The following is a 15,915-nucleotide window of genomic DNA, read 5'->3' on the forward strand; positions in this document are numbered from 1 at the left end:
TGGGGTTTGATCTCAACATGGGAGACGAACCACTGGCAATCGCGATCGACCCCACGGCGGACGGAGGGACGCGTCGGGTGCACTGCCGCCTCTGCGGCCGGCCCCTGACCGGCGCGGACTCCCGACGCACGGGGCTGGGACCCGCCTGCAACGCCAAACTGCACCCTCCGACCCCGGACGTCCGCACCCGACGCCACGAGGTGGAGCAGGACGTCCTTCCCGGCCTGGACCCGCCCCCGTCCGACCGGGGCGACGGCGAAGACGAAGGCGGCGGAGGTCGCCGGCCCCGTCCCGCGAGGAGCGGTGGCGCACGACGGGCCGGCGGTGCGGGTCAGACCTTCCTGAACAGCCCCTCCTGGACCACCGACACCAGCAGTCGGCCCTCCCGGTCGTAGATCCTGCCCCGTGCCAGACCCCGGCCGCCCGTGGCGACGGGGGACTCCTGGTCGTACAGGAACCACTCGTCCGCGCGGAAGGGGCGGTGGAACCACATCGCGTGGTCCAAGGAGGCCATGTCGAAGCCGCGCGGGCCCCACAGCGGTTCCACCGGGATCCGGACCGCGTCCAGGAGGGTCATGTCCGAGGCGTACGTCAGGGCACAGGTGTGGACCAGCGGGTCGTCGCCCAGCGGCCCCACGGCCCTCATCCAGACCGCGGAGCGCGGGTCAGCGCCCTCGACCTCCTCAGGGGTCCAACGCAGCCGGTCCACGTACCGGATGTCGAAGGGCTGCCGGCGCGCCATCCGCTCCAGGGCCTCCGGCAGTGCGCCCAGGTGCTGGCGGATCTCGTCGGCGAGGTTCGGCAGGCTCTCCGGATCGGTCAGGTGCCGCGGCGGCAGTTGGTGGGCGAAGGCGCCCTCCTCGGGCTTGTGGAAGGAGGCCGTCAGATTGAAGATGGTCCGCCCCTCCTGCACCGCAGTGACCCGACGGGTCGTGAACGAGCGCCCGTCCCGCACCCGTTCCACCTGGTACACGATCGGCACCCCGGGGCGCCCCGGCCGCAGGAAGTAGGCGTGCAGCGAGTGCACTGGACGATCGCCGCCCGTGGTGCGGCCGGCTGCCACCAGGGCCTGCCCGGCGACCTGCCCGCCGAAGACCCGTTGCAGCGACTCCTGAGGGCTCCGCCCACGGAAGATGTTGACCTCGATCTGCTCCAGGTCGAGCAGGTCGACGAGCTTCTCGGCGGGATTGGTCACCACTGCGCTCCTCTACAGCTGTCCGACGGACGTCACGCGCACCACCGCACGGCCCTCCTCGTCGGAAGCCGCGAGGTCCACCTCCGCGCTGATGCCCCAGTCATGGTCGCCGTTGGGGTCGGCGAAGGTCTGCCGGACGCGCCAGAGGCCGTGCGCGGCGTCCTCCTCGATCGCGATCAGCTTCGGGCCGCGTGCGTCGGGACCGGTGCCCAGGTCGTCGTACTCGTCCCAGTAGGCGTCCATCGCCTCGCCCCAGGCGTCCGCGTCCCAGCCGGACTCGGCGTCCAGCTCGCCCAGCGCGTCCACGTTGTCGAGGGCCGCCAGTTCCACCCGGCGGAACAGGGCGTTGCGCACCAGGACCCGGAAGGCCCGGGCGTTCGACGTGACCGGCTTGACCTGGTCGGCCTTCTCCTGGGCCTCTTCCGCCGTCTGGACCTCCGGGTTGGCCAACTGCTCCCACTCGTCGAGCAGCGAGGAGTCGACCTGGCGCACCATCTCGCCCAACCAGGCGATCAGGTCCTCCAGGTCCTCCGTCTTCAGGTCGTCCGGGATGGTGTGGTCGAGCGCCTTGTACGCGCTCGCGAGGTAGCGCAGCACGATGCCCTCGGTCCGCGCCAGCTCGTACCAGGAGGTGAATTCGGTGAAGGAGAGAGCCCGTTCGTACATGTCGCGGATGACCGACTTCGGCGACACCGGGTGGTCGCCGACCCACGGGTGCGAAGACCGGTAGACGTCGTAGGCGTGCCAGAGCAGCTCCTCCAGCGGCTTCGGGTACGAGATGTCCTGGAGCCGCTCCATCCGCTCCTCGTACTCGACGCCGTCCGCCTTCATCTGCCCGACGGCCTCTCCGCGCGCCTTGTTCTGCATCGCGGCGAGGATCTGGCGCGGGTCGTCCAGCGTCGACTCGACGACGGACACCATGTCCAGGGCGTACGAGGGGGACTCCGGGTCCAGCAGGTCGAACGCGGCCAGCGCGAACGTCGACAGCGGCTGGTTGAGGGCGAAGTCCTGCTGGAGGTCGACCGTCAGCCGGATCGTGCGGCCCTCGGCGTCCGGTTCCTCCAGCTGCTCCACCACGCCGCCGTCGAGCAGCGAGCGGTAGATCGCGATGGCCCGCCGGATGTGTCGCAGCTGTGCCCTGCGCGGCTCGTGGTTGTCCTCCAGCAACGTGCGCATGGCTTCGAAGGCGTTCCCCGGCCGGGCGATCACCGAGAGCAGCATGATGTTGGTGACCTTGAAGCGGGAGGTCAGCGGCTCCGGCTCGGCCTCGATCAGCTTCTCGAAGGTCGACTCGCTCCAGGCGACGAAACCCTCCGGGGCCTTCTTGCGGACCACCTTGCGGCGCTTCTTCGGGTCGTCGCCGGCCTTCGCGAGCGCCTTCTCGTTCTCGATGACGTGCTCGGGGGCCTGTGCCACCACGAAACCGGCGGTGTCGAAGCCGGCCCGGCCGGCACGGCCCGCGATCTGGTGGAACTCACGGGCGCGCAGGGTGCGCACCCGGTTGCCGTCGTACTTGGTGAGCGCGGTGAAGAGCACCGTGCGGATCGGCACGTTGACGCCGACGCCGAGCGTGTCGGTCCCGCAGATCACCTTCAGGAGGCCCGCCTGGGCCAGCTTCTCCACGAGCCGCCGGTACTTCGGGAGCATGCCCGCGTGGTGCACGCCGATGCCGTGGCGAACGTAGCGGGACAGGTTCTGGCCGAACTTGGTGGTGAACCGGAAGTTGCCGATCAGCTCGGCGATCTGGTCCTTCTCCTCGCGCGTGCACATGTTGATGCTCATCAGGGACTGCGCCCGCTCGACGGCCTGCGCCTGGGTGAAGTGCACGATGTAGACCGGGGCCTGCTTGGTCTCCAGGAGCTCGGTCAGGGTGTCCGTGATGGGGGTCAGCCGGTACTCGTAGGAGAGGGGCACCGGGCGGGTCGCGGAGCGGACCACCGAGGTCGGCCGCCCGGTCCGCCGGGTCAGGTCCTTCTCGAACATCGACACGTCGCCGAGGGTCGCCGACATGAGGACGAACTGGGCCTGGGGCAGTTCGAGCAGCGGGATCTGCCAGGCCCAGCCGCGGTCCTGCTCGGCGTAGAAGTGGAACTCGTCCATGACGACCTGACCGATGTCGGCGTCCTTGCCGTCCCGGAGCGCGATCGAGGCGAGCACCTCCGCCGTGCAGCAGATCACCGGTGCGTCCGCGTTCACGGAGGCGTCCCCGGTCAGCATGCCGACGTTCTCCGTGCCGAAGAGCTTGCACAGGTCGAAGAACTTCTCCGACACCAGCGCCTTGATCGGTGCGGTGTAGAAGGTCACCTGGTCGTTGGCGAGCGCGGTGAAGTGCGCACCGGCCGCGACCAGCGACTTCCCGGATCCGGTGGGTGTGGACAAGATCACGTTGGCCCCGGAGACGACCTCGATCAGCGCCTCTTCCTGGGCCGGATAGAGCGTGATGCCCCGGTCCTCGGCCCAGGAGGAGAAGGCCTCGAAGAGGGCGTCGGGGTCGGCGGTCGGCGGCAGCTGATCGATAAGGGTCACGCCCCCATCTTGCCTGGATTCCGCGCGGATGAGGGAACCGGCCATCAGCAGTCTTGATCACGGACGGTAGGCTCGTCCGTCGACCGGTCGTCAACTGGACGCCGGCAGGGGAGAAACGGGGCGGGCCAATCATGATGGGACCGGCGCACTCGCTGTCCGGAGCGGCGGCCTGGCTGGGTGTCGGAGCGGCATCGGCCGCCCTCGACCACCCGATGCCCTGGCCGGTTCTCATCGTCGGTGCGCTCATCTGCGCGGGCGCTGCGCTCGCGCCCGACCTCGACCACAAGTCGGCGACCATCTCGCGCGCCTTCGGTCCGGTCTCCCGGGGCCTCTGCGAGATCGTCGACAAACTGTCGTACGCCGTCTACAAGGCCACCCGCTCCTCCTCCGACCCCCGGCGGTCGGGCGGGCACCGGACGCTCACCCACACCTGGCTGTGGGCGGTCCTGATCGGAGCCGGGGCGTCCGCCGCCGCGGTCACCGGCGGCCGCTGGGCCGTCCTCGCGATCCTCTTCGTGCACCTGGTCCTCGCGGTGGAGGGCCTGCTGTGGCGGGCCGCCCGGGTGTCCAGTGACGTCCTGGTCTGGCTGCTGGGCGCCACCAGCGCCTGGATCCTCGCCGGTGTCCTCGACAAGCCGGGCAACGGATCGGACTGGTTCTTCACCGGCCCGGCACAGGAGTACCTGTGGCTGGGCCTGCCGATCGTCCTCGGCGCCCTCGTCCACGACATCGGCGACGCCCTGACCGTTTCCGGCTGCCCGATCCTCTGGCCCATCCCCGTCGGCCGCAAGCGCTGGTACCCGGTGGGACCGCCCAAGGGGATGCGCTTCCGGGCCGGCAGCTGGGTGGAGGTCAAGGTCCTGATGCCCGCCTTCATGGTCCTGGGCGGGATCGGCGGCGTCGCCGCGCTCAATTTCTTCTAGGGCGCGCCCGACGCGTCACACGGAGCTCCGGCGTGCCCCTCGGCTCGGCCGGGGCCCGTCCGTCCCGGGACCCGCTGACCGGACCCCGGGACGGACGGCCCCGCCTCACCCGTGCCAGGACCGCCACAGCGCCGCGTACGTCCCCCCTGCCGAGACCAGCTCCTCGTGGCTGCCCAGCTCGCTGATCCGGCCCCCCTCGACCACGGCGATCAGATCGGCGTCGTGCGCCGTGTGCAGCCGGTGGGCGATCGCCACCACCGTCCGCCCGTCCAGGACCCGAGCGAGCGACCGCTCCAGGTGCCGGGCCGCCCGCGGGTCGAGCAGCGAGGTCGCCTCGTCCAGGACCAGGATGTGCGGGTCGGCGAGGACCAGACGGGCCAGTGCGACCTGCTGGGCCTGCGCCGGGGTCAGCGCCCGGCCGCCGGAGCCCACCTCGGTGTCCAGGCCCTCGTCGAGGCTCCGGGCCCACCCCTCCGCGTCCACTGCGGCGAGCGCGGACCACAGTTCGGGATCGGTGGCTCCGACCCTGGCGAGCAGCAGGTTGTCCCGGAGCGAACCCACGAAGACGTGGTGCTCCTGGTTGACCAGGGCCACGTGCTCACGGACCCGCTCGGCGGGCATCCGCGCCAGCTCGGCCGAGCCGAGCGTCACCGAGCCGGTCCGCGGGGCGTAGATGCCCGCGAGCAGCCGGCCCAGGGTGGACTTGCCGGCACCGGACGGGCCGACCAGGGCGAGCCGGGTGCCGGGGTCCACCCTCAGGGACACCTCGTGCAGCACGTCGACGCCCTCGCGGTAGCCGAACCGCACCCCGTCCGCGCGCACCGCCCGGCCCTCGGGACGTGCCTCGCCGTCCCCCGCGTCCGGCTCGACGTCCCGCACGCCGACCAACCGGGCCAGCGACACCTGTGCGACCTGGAGCTCGTCGTACCAGCGGAGCACGATCCCGATCGGGTCCACCAGCATCTGCGCGAGCAGCGCCCCCGTCGTCAGCTGTCCCACGTCGATCCAACCCTGCAACACGAACGCGCCACCGAGCAGGAGCACCGCACAGAGCACCGTCACATGGGTGAGGTTGACGACGGGGAAGAGCACCGACCGCAGGAACAGCGTGTAGCGCTCCCACGCCACCCACTCCGAGATCCGCCGGTCAGAGAGCGCGATCCGCCGCGCGCCGAGGCGGTGCGCCTCGACCGTCCGGCCCGCGTCGACCGTCTCGGCGAGCGCCGCGGCCACCGCCGCGTACCCCGCGGATTCCGAGCGGTACGCGGCGGGGGCCCGTTTGAAGTACCAACGGCAACCCACCACGAGGAGCGGCACGGCGAGCAGCGCGGCGAGCGCGAGCAGCGGCGAGGTCACCGTGAGCCCGCCCAGCAGCAGCCCGGCCCAGACGATGCCGATGGCCAGCTGCGGGACGGCCTCGCGCATCGCGTTGGCGAGCCGGTCCACGTCCGTGGTGATCCGGGACAGCAAGTCGCCCGTACCGGCCCGTTCGAGCACGCCCGGGGGCAGTCCGACGGCACGGACGAGGAAGTCCTCGCGCAGGTCCGCGAGCATCTCCTCGCCCAGTACGGCGCCGCGCAACCGGACCAGTCGCACGAAGAGGGTCTGGACGAGCAACGCCCCGACGAACAGCGCGACCGTACGCCCCAGATGAAGCTCCTGCGTCCCCCGGGCGATCCCGTCCACCACCGATCCCAGCAGGTAGGGGCCGGCCATCGAGGCGATGACGGCCACCGCGTTCACCTCGATGAGCAGCGCGAACGCCTTCCGGTGTCGAGCGAGCAGCTCGCGGACGTAAGCGCGGACGGTGGTGGTCGAGGCGACGGGCAACGTCGTCGCCGTCTTCGGAGCGGCCGGGTCGTACTCCGGCGGCGCCAGGCCGATCATGCCGATTTCCCTTCCAGTGGTTCCAGTTCGACCGCGGCGGGCGTGCCCGCCCCCCGGGGCGCGTCGGCGAGTTCCCCGTCCGTCTCGCGGGTGACGACCGCGCGGTAGCGGGGCTCTCCGGCGAGCAGTTCCCGGTGGGTGCCGACGGCGACGGCCTGGCCCCCGTGGACCAGGACCACCCGGTCGGCGCGGTCCAGGAGCAGCGGCGAGGAGGAGAGGACCACGGTGGTCCTGGCTTCCCGGAGCTCCCTGATCCCGGCGGCCACCCGGGCCTCCGTGTGGGCGTCCACCGCCGAGGTGGGCTCGTCGAGGACCAGCACCTCCGGGTCGGTGACCAGGGACCGGGCCAACGCCAGCCGCTGGCGCTGGCCACCGGAGAGCGACCTGCCCCGCTCGGTGATGCGGGCGTGCATCGGGTCTCCGCCGGTGTCGAGGGAGGCTTGTGCCAGCGCGTCGAGGACGTCGTCGCAGCGGGCTGCGGAGAGGGCCGCCTCGGCACGGACGTTGCCCGAGGCGGGCACGTCGAGCAGTTCGCGGAGGGGACCGGAGAGCAGGACCGGGTCCTTGTCCTGGACGAGGACGGCGGCACGCGCCGCTTCCAGCGGCAGTCCGTCGAGCGGTACCCCGCCGAGCAGCACCGAGGCGTGGTCGGCCTCCGGTTCGACCGGATGGCCGCCGAGCCGGTCCGCGAGCCGGCCGGCCACGTCCGGGTCGCCGCAGACCACGGCGGTGAACAGGCCGGCCGGGGCGCGCACTCCGGTCACGGGGTCGTACAGGTCGCCCTTCGCCCGGTGCTCCCCGTGCCCCTCCGCCGGGGCGGTGACCGAGGCGCGGGTCAGCGAGAGGACCCGTGCGGCCCGCTTCGCGGACGGCCGTGAGAAGGAGAAGGCCATCGCGATCTCCTCGAAGTTCCGCAGTGCGTGGTGGGTGAGGGCCACGGCGCCGTAGACCGTGACGAGCTCGCCGACCTCGATCCGTCCGGCAAGGGCCAGACCGGTTCCGTAGCCCACCACGACGATGAGGAGCAGACCCGGCAGCACGACCTGGACCGCGGCGATCAGCGCCCACATCCGCGCACTGTGCACGGCGGCCCTGCGCACCTCCTGCGAGGCTGCGCGATAGCGGCCGAGGAACAGTTCTTCGCCCCCGATGCCGCGCAGCACCCGCAGCCCGGCGACCGTGTCGGAGGCGAGCTCGGTCGCCCGTCCCGCCTTCTCGCGCTGGACGTCCGCACGGCGGGTCGCGCGGGGGAGGAGCGGGAGCGCGGCCAGGGCGAGGACCGGGATGCCGACGGCCACCACGACGCCCAGGGCCGGCTGGTAGACCGTGAGGCCGACACAGATGATCACCAGGGTGACGGCAGCCGCCGCGAACCGGGAGAGCGCCTCGACGAACCAGCCGATCTTCTCGACGTCACCCGTGGAGACGGCGACGACCTCCCCCGCGGCCACCCGCCGGGTCAGGACGGAGCCCAGCTCCGCGGTCTTCCGGGAGAGGAGCTGCTGCACCCGGGCGGCAGCGGTGATCCAGTTGGTGACGGCGGTGCGGTGCAGCATCACGTCCCCGGCCGCGATCGCGGCTCCGAGGGCCACGAGCAGTGCTCCGGCGGCGGCGAGCCGGTCGCCGTCGCGGTCGACGACCGCTTGCACGGCCAGGCCGACGCCGAGCGGCAGGCCGGCGATGCCCAGGTGGTGCAGCAGTCCCCAGAGCAAGGACTTCACCTGCCCGGCGAGCTGTCGGCGGCCGAGCCAGAGGAGGAACCGGGTGCCCGAACGGACGTCGGGGACGCCCGGATCGGCGTGGGGAAGATCTCGAATCTGCATGGCGTCCCAGGGTCTCCGGGGATGAGAGGGGGATCGCGCGCCGGAGGTGTGCGACGGCGGTGTGGAAGCCGTGCAAGGTTCGCCCTTCCGCCGCCCGGCGGCAATCGAATTTCCCGGTGGGAAAGGGAGCGCGCCGTGTCCGCTCGTCGTCCCCGGGCCCGGGCGGCGGTGACCGCGGTGCCCCTCTTCCGCCGGGGCGACGCCGGTTCTTCCGGCTCCCGGGCGGTGTTTCCTCGCTGCCGGGCCGTGCGCCCCTCCGCACCGCGAGGCGACGGCGGGCCGTGGTGTCGGCGGCCGTGCGGTCCGGCGCTGCCCGTGCGCGCAGGACCGGGTGGGTGACCTCCTGGGTGCGGGTGCCGTCGCCCCGTCAGGAGGGCTTCGCCGAGTCCACGCCGGCACGCGCTCCGAGCCATGCGCCGCGGGTGAAGTCGGGGATCTCCTGAGGAGCCCCCTGCGCCTTGATCGAGGCGTGGCTCAGTGGCAGCGGTGCCGTCCAGGTGGCGGCGTCGTACACGTCGAAGTCCGGGGGGAGCCCCAGCTGGAGGCACTGCATCAGGCGGTACACCATGATGTAGTCCATGCCTCCGTGCCCGCCCGGCGGGTTGGCGTGCTCCTTCCAGAGCCAGTGGTCGAACTCGGCCGTGTAGGCACCGAAGTCCCCCCACTGGTCGTCCTTGTGGTCCGGTTCCAGATAGATCCGCGCCGGGTAGTCCTCGAAGATCCCCCGGGTGCCGCCCAGGCTGTTGATCCTGCTGTACGGGTGCGGTGTGGAGACGTCGTGCTCCAGCCGGATCAGCCGTCCCTTGGCCGTCTGGAGGAGGCTGATCGTCCGGTCACCGGTGACGTAGGTCTCCTTCCAGCTCGGGTCACCGGACGGCACGCGTGCCGCACGGTACTCGGCGAGCCCCAGTGCCGGAGTCGCGAAGCTGCTGATGGTCAGTGCCCGGTCGCCCCGGTTGAGGTCCATGTAGCCGGCCACGGGGCCGAAGCCGTGGTTCGGGTAGAGGTCACCCCGCAGCCGCGTGTGCCAGAGGCGGCGCCAGGGGCCCTCGTAGTACGTCGGGGAGAACAGCAGGTCGCGCAGATCGTGGTTGTACGCCCCCGCGCCGTGCAGGAGCTCTCCGAACTTGCCCGCGTGCGCCATCCGAAGGACGCGCATCTCGTTCCGTCCGTAGCAGCAGTTCTCCAGCTGCATGCAGTGGCGGCGGGTCTGCTCCGACAGGTCGACGAGCTCCCACAGTTCGGCCAGCTCCATGGCGGCCGGACACTCCACCCCGACGTGCTTGCCGTTCAGCATCGCCGTCCGGGCGATCGGGAAGTGGCCGTCCCAGGGGGTCGCCACGTAGACGAAGTCGACGTCGGTGCGGGCGCAGAGGTTCTCGTAGTCGTCCTCGCCGTGGGCGTAGAGGGCGGGGGCGGGCTGCCCGGCGGAAACGACGGTCGTGGAGGCCCGCTCGACCTTGGTGCGCACCGGATCGCAGAGGGCGACGACCCGGACCCAGGGGAGGGCCAGAAAGTTGTTGATCATGGAGGAGCCGCGGTTGCCGAGTCCCACGATGCCGACGCGGACCGTCGCGCGGCCCTCGAACGGGACTCCCGCCATGGTGGCGCCGCGGCGCTTCGGCGTGGTGACCGCCTCCGGTGCGGCCGTGGGGGCGGTCGTGGGGGCGGCCACGGCGGTCCGGTCGCCCAGGGCGCCGATGCCGAGGCCCGCGCCGGCCGCTCCCGCGGTGCTCCGCAGGACGGTGCGGCGGCTCGGGGGGCGCGGTGTCTGCTCGTCCATGGAACCTCCCTGCTGACGGGTGGTTGGACTGTACGTTCCGCTTCCGCCGTCGAGCCGTACCGGCCGCCCATGATCACCCGAACGTACCAAGGGCCCCGGTGCAGGGGCCCTTCGTGCGTCCTCCGGACGGGAACGGACGGGGGGTCAGGGACGGGTGGCGTGCTCCAGCGCGAGGAGCACCGAGGCGTAGGTCCGGCCCGTCGCGTGCTCCATCCCGATCTCGCACATCCGGTTGGCGGACAGGTGCGCGTCGAACGGCCGGGCCGTGACCTCGGCGGCTTCACGGGCCGTTGCCGAGGCCGTCAGCTCCGGGTGGAGCATTCCCCGGTCGCCCGCGAACGCACAGCAGCTGGCGTCGGTGGGCACGACGACCTCGTCCGCGCAGGCCTCGGCGAGCGCGGTGAGCCGGTCCTCGTCGCCCAAGTGCCGCATCGAGCAGGTGGGGTGGACCACGGCCGAGGAGACCCGCCGGCGCACGTCGAGCCGGGGGAGCAGTTCGTCCGCCGCCCAGACCAGTGAGTCCACCACGGTCAGTTCGGCGTGCAGTTCCCGGTTGTCCTCCGTCAGGTAGGGCACCACCTCGTGTGCGATCCCGAGCGTGCACGAGGAGGCGTCCACCACCAACGGGAGCCTTCCGCCCGCCGTCCACCCCCAGGCGGCCTCGACGATGCGGTTCGCCATCACCTCGTTGCCCCGCTCGTACCCCTTGGAGTGCCAGATGGTCGCGCAGCAGGTGCCGGTCACGTCGTCCGGGATCCACACCGGGCGTCCGGCCCGTGCCGACACGGTGACGACCGCCTCCGGAAGCGAGGGGTCGCGCATGCCCTCGGGGCCACCGAAGATCCGGTTGACGCAGGCCGGGTAGTAGACGGCGACCGCCGCGGGACGGTGGGTGCGGGGCAGTCGGCGGGCCGCCGCGCCGGGTACCTCCGGCAGCCACTCCGGTACGAGGTCGGGGCGGACCGCCTTGCGGGCGAGCCCCGTCAGCGACTCCAGGACCCGGTCGCCGATCCGGTCCGCGGCGGCGACCGCCAGCCGTGCGGAGGCCTCCACGGCGCGGAAGTCCTTCGCTGCCAGGGCGGCGAGCCGCTCCTCGCGGGGCGAGTGCCGTTCGTGCCGGAAGCCCTTCATCAGCGCCCCCGTGTCGATCCCGACCGGACAGGCCAAGGCGCAGGTCGAGTCGCCGGCGCAGGTGTCCACGGCGTCGTAGCCGTACGACTCCAGGAGCCGTGCCTCGACGGGGGATCCGTCCGGCTGTCGCATCATCTCCCGGCGCAGCGCGATCCGCTGGCGCGGAGTGGTCGTCAGGTCCCGGCTGGGGCAGGTGGGTTCGCAGAAGCCGCACTCGATGCACGGATCGGCGATCCGTTCCACGGTCGGAATGGTCTTCAGGCCGCGCAGATGGGCGTGCGGATCGCGGTCCAGGACGATGCGCGGGGCGAGCACCCCGTCGGGGTCGACGGCCTCCTTGACCCTCCACATCAGATCGGTCGCCTTCGTCCCCCATTCCAGTTCCAGGAAGGGGGCGATGTTGCGGCCGGTGGCGTGCTCGGCCTTCAGGGAACCGTCGAAGCGCTCCACGGTCAGCTTGCAGAACTCGTCCATGAAGGCCGCGTACCGCTCGACGTCGGAGGGGTCGGCCGCGTCGAAGGCGAGCAGGAAGTGGAGGTTGCCGTGGGCCGCGTGACCGGCCACGGCCGCGTCGAAGCCGTGCCGGGCCTGGAGGTCGAGGAGTGCGCCGCAGGCCTCTGCGAGCCGGTCCGGCGGCACCGCGAAGTCCTCGGTGATCAGGGTCGTGCCGGACGGGCGGGAGCCGCCGACCGCCGTCACGAAGGCCTTGCGGGCCTTCCAGTAGCCGGAGATCCGCTTCGGGTCCCGGGTGAACGCGTTCTCCGCGGAGGGCACCGGGACCACCACGTCGAGCCCGTCGAGGACGCGCCGCGCGGTCCGCTCGTACGCCTCCAGGGCCGCCGTGTCCGGGGCCCGGAACTCGACCAGGAGCGCCGCGGCCCCCTTCGGCAACCCCGCCCAGTCCGCGGGCACTCCCGGCACGCTCACCGAGGCACGCAGCGTGTTGCCGTCCATCAGCTCGACGGCCAGCGCCCCGGCGTCGTTGAAGAGCGGCACGGCCGCGGCGGCTGCCGTCAGCGAGGGGAAGAAGAGCAGGGCCGTGGACACCTCGCGGTCCAGCGGCAAGGTCTCGAAGACGACCTCGGAGATGAAGCCGAGGGTGCCTTCGGAGCCCACCATGAGGCCCCGCAGGATCCGGACCGGAGTGTCACCGTCCAGGAAGGCGTCGAGCCGGTAGCCGTTGGTGTTCTTGATGGTGTGCTTGGCGCGGATCCGGGCGGTGAGCTCGGCGTCCGCCTCGATCTCGGCCTTGAGCGCGAGGAGCTCCGCGCAGAGCTTCGGCTCGGCGCGCGACAGCTCCGCGTCGGCTTCCGGGTCCGCGGTGTCCACCACGGTGCCGCTCGGGAGCACGAAGGTGAGGGAGGCGACGGTCCGGTACGAGTTCCGGGTGGTGCCGGCCGTCATGCCCGAGGCGTTGTTGGCGACGACTCCGCCGATCGTGCAGGCGACCGCACTGGCCGGGTCGGGGCCCAGGACCCGCCCGTGCGGGGCGAGCGCCGCGTTCGCCCGCAGCACCGTGGTGCCGGGACGGATGCGGGCCCGGGCGCCGCCGTCCAGGAGCTCGATGCCAGCCCAGTGCCGGCGCACGTCCACCAGGACGTCCTCGCCCTGCGCCTGTCCGTTGAGGCTGGTTCCGGCGGCCCGGAAGACCACCTCGCGGCCCTTTCCGTGGGCGTAGGACAAGACCGCGGAGACGTCGTCGAGGTCTTCGGCGACCACGACGACCTGCGGCACGAACCGATAGGGGCTCGCGTCCGAGGCGTACCGGACCAGGTCGGAGACCTTCGACAGGACCTTGTCGGGGCCGAGGAGCTCGGTGAGCTCCTCGCGCAGCCGCCGCGGGGTGCCCCGGGCATGGAGCTCCGGCACCCGGTCCGGTGCGGGCGTCCGCTTCGTTCCCGGACGCAGGGCTTGCGGGTTCGGTTCGAGCAGCGGCATCCCAGGGCTCTCCTTCGGCGCGTCCCCCGCGCCCGACGGGTCAGCAGCCGCGCTCCGGACCGGGGTCGACCAGGGCGGACAGCAGACCTTCGAGCACCCCGCGCTGTTCGACGGTCAATGGAGCAAGGATGTCCTCTGCGGCGGCCCGGCGCGCGCTGCGCAGCTCCCGCAGCGTGGCGCGTCCCGCGTCGGTGAGTTCGATCCGCACCACCCGGCGGTTGTTCGGGTCCGGCACCCGGCGCACCCGGTCGCCCGCTTCCAGTCCGTCGACCAGACTGGTGACGGCCCTCGGGACGACTTCGAGACGGGCCGCCAGGTCGGCCATCCGGGGCGGCTCGCCGAAGTGGGCGACCAGGCGCAGGAGCCTGGACTGCGCGGGAGTGATGCCCACCGGCTCCAGATGGCGCTTCTGGATGCGGTGCAGACGCCGGGTGAGCCGCAGCAACTGCTCGGCGAGGAGTCCGTCGGCATCGGTCCCGCCCGGAGGGTCGGAGGGCCCCGGACGGTCGGTGGTGCTCATGCGGTCGGAGGCGTCCGAGCGGTCGGCGGTGCTCATGCGGGAACAATATCAGGACGAGGTTCATTGTGAACATAGGTAACAGTGAGCTATGCTCCGATGGACCGTCCATCCTCGAAGGAGCCCATGCGCCCCCACGACCAGTCCGACTGGACGCCTCCGCACCGTGAAGCCGGCCAGCCCAAGGAGCCCGCTCAGGTGCGGAGGATCCTTCGGCTCTTCCGCCCCTACCGCGCGCGCCTCGCGCTCGTCGGCCTTCTGGTCGGCGCCGCCTCGCTCGTCTCGGTCGCCTCGCCGTTCCTCCTCAAGGAGATCCTCGACACCGCGATCCCCCAAGGCCGCACTGGGCTGCTCAGCCTGCTTGCCCTCGGCATGATCGTCACCGCCGTCTTGACCGGCGTCTTCGGCGTGCTCCAGACGCTCATCTCGACCACCGTCGGCCAGCGGGTCATGCATGACCTGCGCACCGGGGTCTACGAGCAGCTCCAGCGGATGCCGCTCGCCTTCTTCACGCGCACGCGCACCGGTGAGGTGCAGTCCCGCATCGCCAACGACATCGGCGGCATGCAGGCGACCGTGACCTCCACGGCGACCTCGCTCGTGTCCAACCTGACCGCCGTCGTCGCGACCGTGGTCGCCATGCTCGCCCTGGACTGGCGCCTCACCCTGGTCTCCTTGCTCCTGCTGCCGGTCTTCGTGTGGATCAGTCGGCGCGTCGGTCGGGAGCGCAAGAAGATCACCACCCGGCGACAGAAGCAGATGGCCGCCATGGCGGCGACCGTCACCGAGTCCCTGTCGGTCAGCGGCATCCTGCTCGGCCGCACGATGGGCCGCGCGGACTCGTTGACCAGGTCCTTCGCCGAGGAGTCCGAGCGCCTCGTCGACCTGGAAGTGCGCGCCTCGATGGCCGGCCGTTGGCGGATGTCCACCATCGGCATCGTGATGGCCGCGATGCCGGCCCTGATCTACTGGGCCGCCGGCATCGCCCTGGGGGCGGGTGGTCCGGCGATCTCGCTCGGCACGCTCGTCGCCTTCGTCTCGCTGCAGCAGGGGCTCTTCCGGCCCGCTGTGAGCCTGCTCTCCACCGGTGTGCAGGTGCAGACGTCGCTCGCCCTCTTCCAGCGCATCTTCGAGTACCTCGACCTGCCCGTCGACATCACCGAGCCCGACGAGCCGGTCCGGCTCGCGAAGGTCCGCGGGGAGGTCGCCTTCGAGAAGGTGGAGTTCCGTTACGACCCCGAGGGGGAGGGGCGTCCCACCCTCGACGGCATTGACCTCACCGTTCCCGCCGGGGGCAGTCTGGCCGTCGTCGGCCCCACCGGATCCGGCAAGTCCACGCTCAGCTATCTGGTGCCCCGGTTGTACGACGTCACCGGAGGTCGTGTCACCCTCGACGGGGTCGACGTGCGGGACCTGGACTTCGACGGCCTCGCCCGCGCCGTGGGCGTCGTCTCCCAGGAGACCTACCTCTTCCACGCATCCGTCGCCGACAACCTCCGCTTCGCCAAGCCGGACGCGACGGACGAGGAGATCGAGGCCGCCGCTCGCGCCGCCCAGATCCATGAGCACATCGCCTCGCTCCCCGAGGGGTACGACACCCTCGTCGGCGAGCGCGGCTACCGCTTCTCGGGCGGCGAGAAGCAGCGCCTCGCCCTTGCCCGGACCATTCTGCGCGACCCGCCGGTGCTGATCCTCGACGAGGCGACCAGCGCCCTCGACACACGGACCGAGCACGCCGTGCAGCAGGCCATCGACGCGCTGTCCGCCGGGCGCACCACCATCACCATCGCGCACCGCCTGTCCACCATCCGCGATGCCGACCAGATCGTCGTGCTGGAGGCGGGGCGGGTCGTGGAGCGCGGCACCCACGAGGAGTTGCTCGCCCGGGGCGGGCGGTACGCGGACCTGGTCCGCCGGGACGCCCACGACAGCACGGCGACCTCCACAGGAGAACAGGCGAACGTGGGATCGGTTGTTCCCCAGAACGTGTGATCGCATCGGGAATCGTTGCCCAACTCTCCGGGGGCGCCAGAAGATTGCTCTGTGCGATCGACGTGCTGCAGAACGTCATCGCGCAGTCCCACTGATGCACCTGTACGAGGAGAAGCACCACCATGAACGTCATCACCAACCTGCTCGCCGGCGTCCTCCACTTCCTGGGATGGCTCGTCTGACGATCGCAGTGCCCGGCG

The 15,915-nt window shown here is 71.7% G+C and carries 9 protein-coding genes and 1 pseudogene; 3 read left to right on the top strand and 7 right to left on the bottom strand.

The features are described 5' to 3' along the window. Positions 1-17: 17 nt before the first annotated feature. A pseudogene (locus tag ACFW2Y_RS16610) lies at positions 18-224 on the top strand (DUF6011 domain-containing protein); the annotation flags it as partial. Positions 225-331: 107 nt separating this feature from the next. Here ACFW2Y_RS16610 and ACFW2Y_RS16615 read toward each other — a convergent pair. Together ACFW2Y_RS16615 and ACFW2Y_RS16620 are read right to left on the bottom strand one after the other, a co-directional pair. After that, positions 332-1,195, bottom strand: coding sequence for an acyl-CoA thioesterase (locus tag ACFW2Y_RS16615; protein WP_384878950.1), 864 nt, complete (start codon positions 1,193-1,195; stop codon positions 332-334). Between the two features lie 12 nt (positions 1,196-1,207). Then, the gene (locus tag ACFW2Y_RS16620; protein WP_384878953.1) at positions 1,208-3,766 is read right to left on the bottom strand and encodes a DEAD/DEAH box helicase; all 2,559 of its coding nucleotides are present in this window, start codon (positions 3,764-3,766) and stop codon (positions 1,208-1,210) included. An 86-nt stretch (positions 3,767-3,852) separates the two neighbouring features. Between ACFW2Y_RS16620 and ACFW2Y_RS16625 the strand changes: the two genes are divergently transcribed. Next, the gene (locus tag ACFW2Y_RS16625) at positions 3,853-4,644 is read left to right on the top strand and encodes a metal-dependent hydrolase (protein WP_384878956.1); all 792 of its coding nucleotides are present in this window, start codon (positions 3,853-3,855) and stop codon (positions 4,642-4,644) included. A 105-nt stretch (positions 4,645-4,749) separates the two neighbouring features. Here ACFW2Y_RS16625 and ACFW2Y_RS16630 read toward each other — a convergent pair whose 3' ends face one another. The 5 genes from ACFW2Y_RS16630 to ACFW2Y_RS16650 all read right to left on the bottom strand — a co-directional run bounded on the left by ACFW2Y_RS16630 (position 4,750) and on the right by ACFW2Y_RS16650 (position 13,726). Continuing rightward, the gene (locus ACFW2Y_RS16630) at positions 4,750-6,531 is read right to left on the bottom strand and encodes an ABC transporter ATP-binding protein (protein WP_384878959.1); all 1,782 of its coding nucleotides are present in this window, start codon (positions 6,529-6,531) and stop codon (positions 4,750-4,752) included. Then, on the bottom strand, positions 6,528-8,354 hold the full coding sequence (locus ACFW2Y_RS16635) for an ABC transporter transmembrane domain-containing protein (protein WP_384878962.1): 1,827 nt from the start codon (positions 8,352-8,354) through the stop codon (positions 6,528-6,530). Before ACFW2Y_RS16635 ends, ACFW2Y_RS16630 begins: the two co-directional genes overlap by 4 nt. A 367-nt stretch (positions 8,355-8,721) precedes the next feature. Beyond that, entirely contained in the window at positions 8,722-10,137 is a 1,416-nt protein-coding gene (locus ACFW2Y_RS16640) for a Gfo/Idh/MocA family protein (protein ID WP_384878965.1), read from the bottom strand. A 144-nt stretch (positions 10,138-10,281) separates the two neighbouring features. Beyond that, the gene (locus ACFW2Y_RS16645; RefSeq protein WP_384878968.1) at positions 10,282-13,206 is read right to left on the bottom strand and encodes an FAD-binding and (Fe-S)-binding domain-containing protein; all 2,925 of its coding nucleotides are present in this window, start codon (positions 13,204-13,206) and stop codon (positions 10,282-10,284) included. Between the two features lie 40 nt (positions 13,207-13,246). After that, entirely contained in the window at positions 13,247-13,726 is a 480-nt protein-coding gene (locus ACFW2Y_RS16650) for a MarR family winged helix-turn-helix transcriptional regulator (RefSeq protein WP_384878978.1), read from the bottom strand. Between the two features lie 123 nt (positions 13,727-13,849). On the opposite strand from ACFW2Y_RS16650, the gene ACFW2Y_RS16655 reads away from it, so the two are divergent. After that, on the top strand, positions 13,850-15,715 hold the full coding sequence (locus ACFW2Y_RS16655) for an ABC transporter ATP-binding protein (RefSeq protein WP_384878972.1): 1,866 nt from the start codon (positions 13,850-13,852) through the stop codon (positions 15,713-15,715). The last annotated feature ends 200 nt before the right edge of the window (positions 15,716-15,915 follow it).

The sequence above is a fragment of the Streptomyces sp. NPDC058877 genome, assembly GCF_042742855.1.
Classification (GTDB): Bacteria; Actinomycetota; Actinomycetes; order Streptomycetales; family Streptomycetaceae; genus Streptomyces.

What these genes read in the sequence shown, in the direction of transcription:
- ACFW2Y_RS16620 (WP_384878953.1), bottom strand. Translation starts at nt 3,766, where the DNA reads ATGGCCGGTTCCCTCATCCGCGCGGAATCCAGGCAAGATGGGGGCGTG.
- ACFW2Y_RS16625 (WP_384878956.1), top strand. Translation starts at nt 3,853, where the DNA reads ATGATGGGACCGGCGCACTCGCTGTCCGGAGCGGCGGCCTGGCTGGGT.
- ACFW2Y_RS16630 (WP_384878959.1), bottom strand. Translation starts at nt 6,531, where the DNA reads ATGATCGGCCTGGCGCCGCCGGAGTACGACCCGGCCGCTCCGAAGACG.
- ACFW2Y_RS16635 (WP_384878962.1), bottom strand. Translation starts at nt 8,354, where the DNA reads ATGCAGATTCGAGATCTTCCCCACGCCGATCCGGGCGTCCCCGACGTC.
- ACFW2Y_RS16640 (WP_384878965.1), bottom strand. Translation starts at nt 10,137, where the DNA reads ATGGACGAGCAGACACCGCGCCCCCCGAGCCGCCGCACCGTCCTGCGG.
- ACFW2Y_RS16645 (WP_384878968.1), bottom strand. Translation starts at nt 13,206, where the DNA reads ATGCCGCTGCTCGAACCGAACCCGCAAGCCCTGCGTCCGGGAACGAAG.
- ACFW2Y_RS16650 (WP_384878978.1), bottom strand. Translation starts at nt 13,726, where the DNA reads ATGAGCACCACCGACCGTCCGGGGCCCTCCGACCCTCCGGGCGGGACC.
- ACFW2Y_RS16655 (WP_384878972.1), top strand. Translation starts at nt 13,850, where the DNA reads ATGCGCCCCCACGACCAGTCCGACTGGACGCCTCCGCACCGTGAAGCC.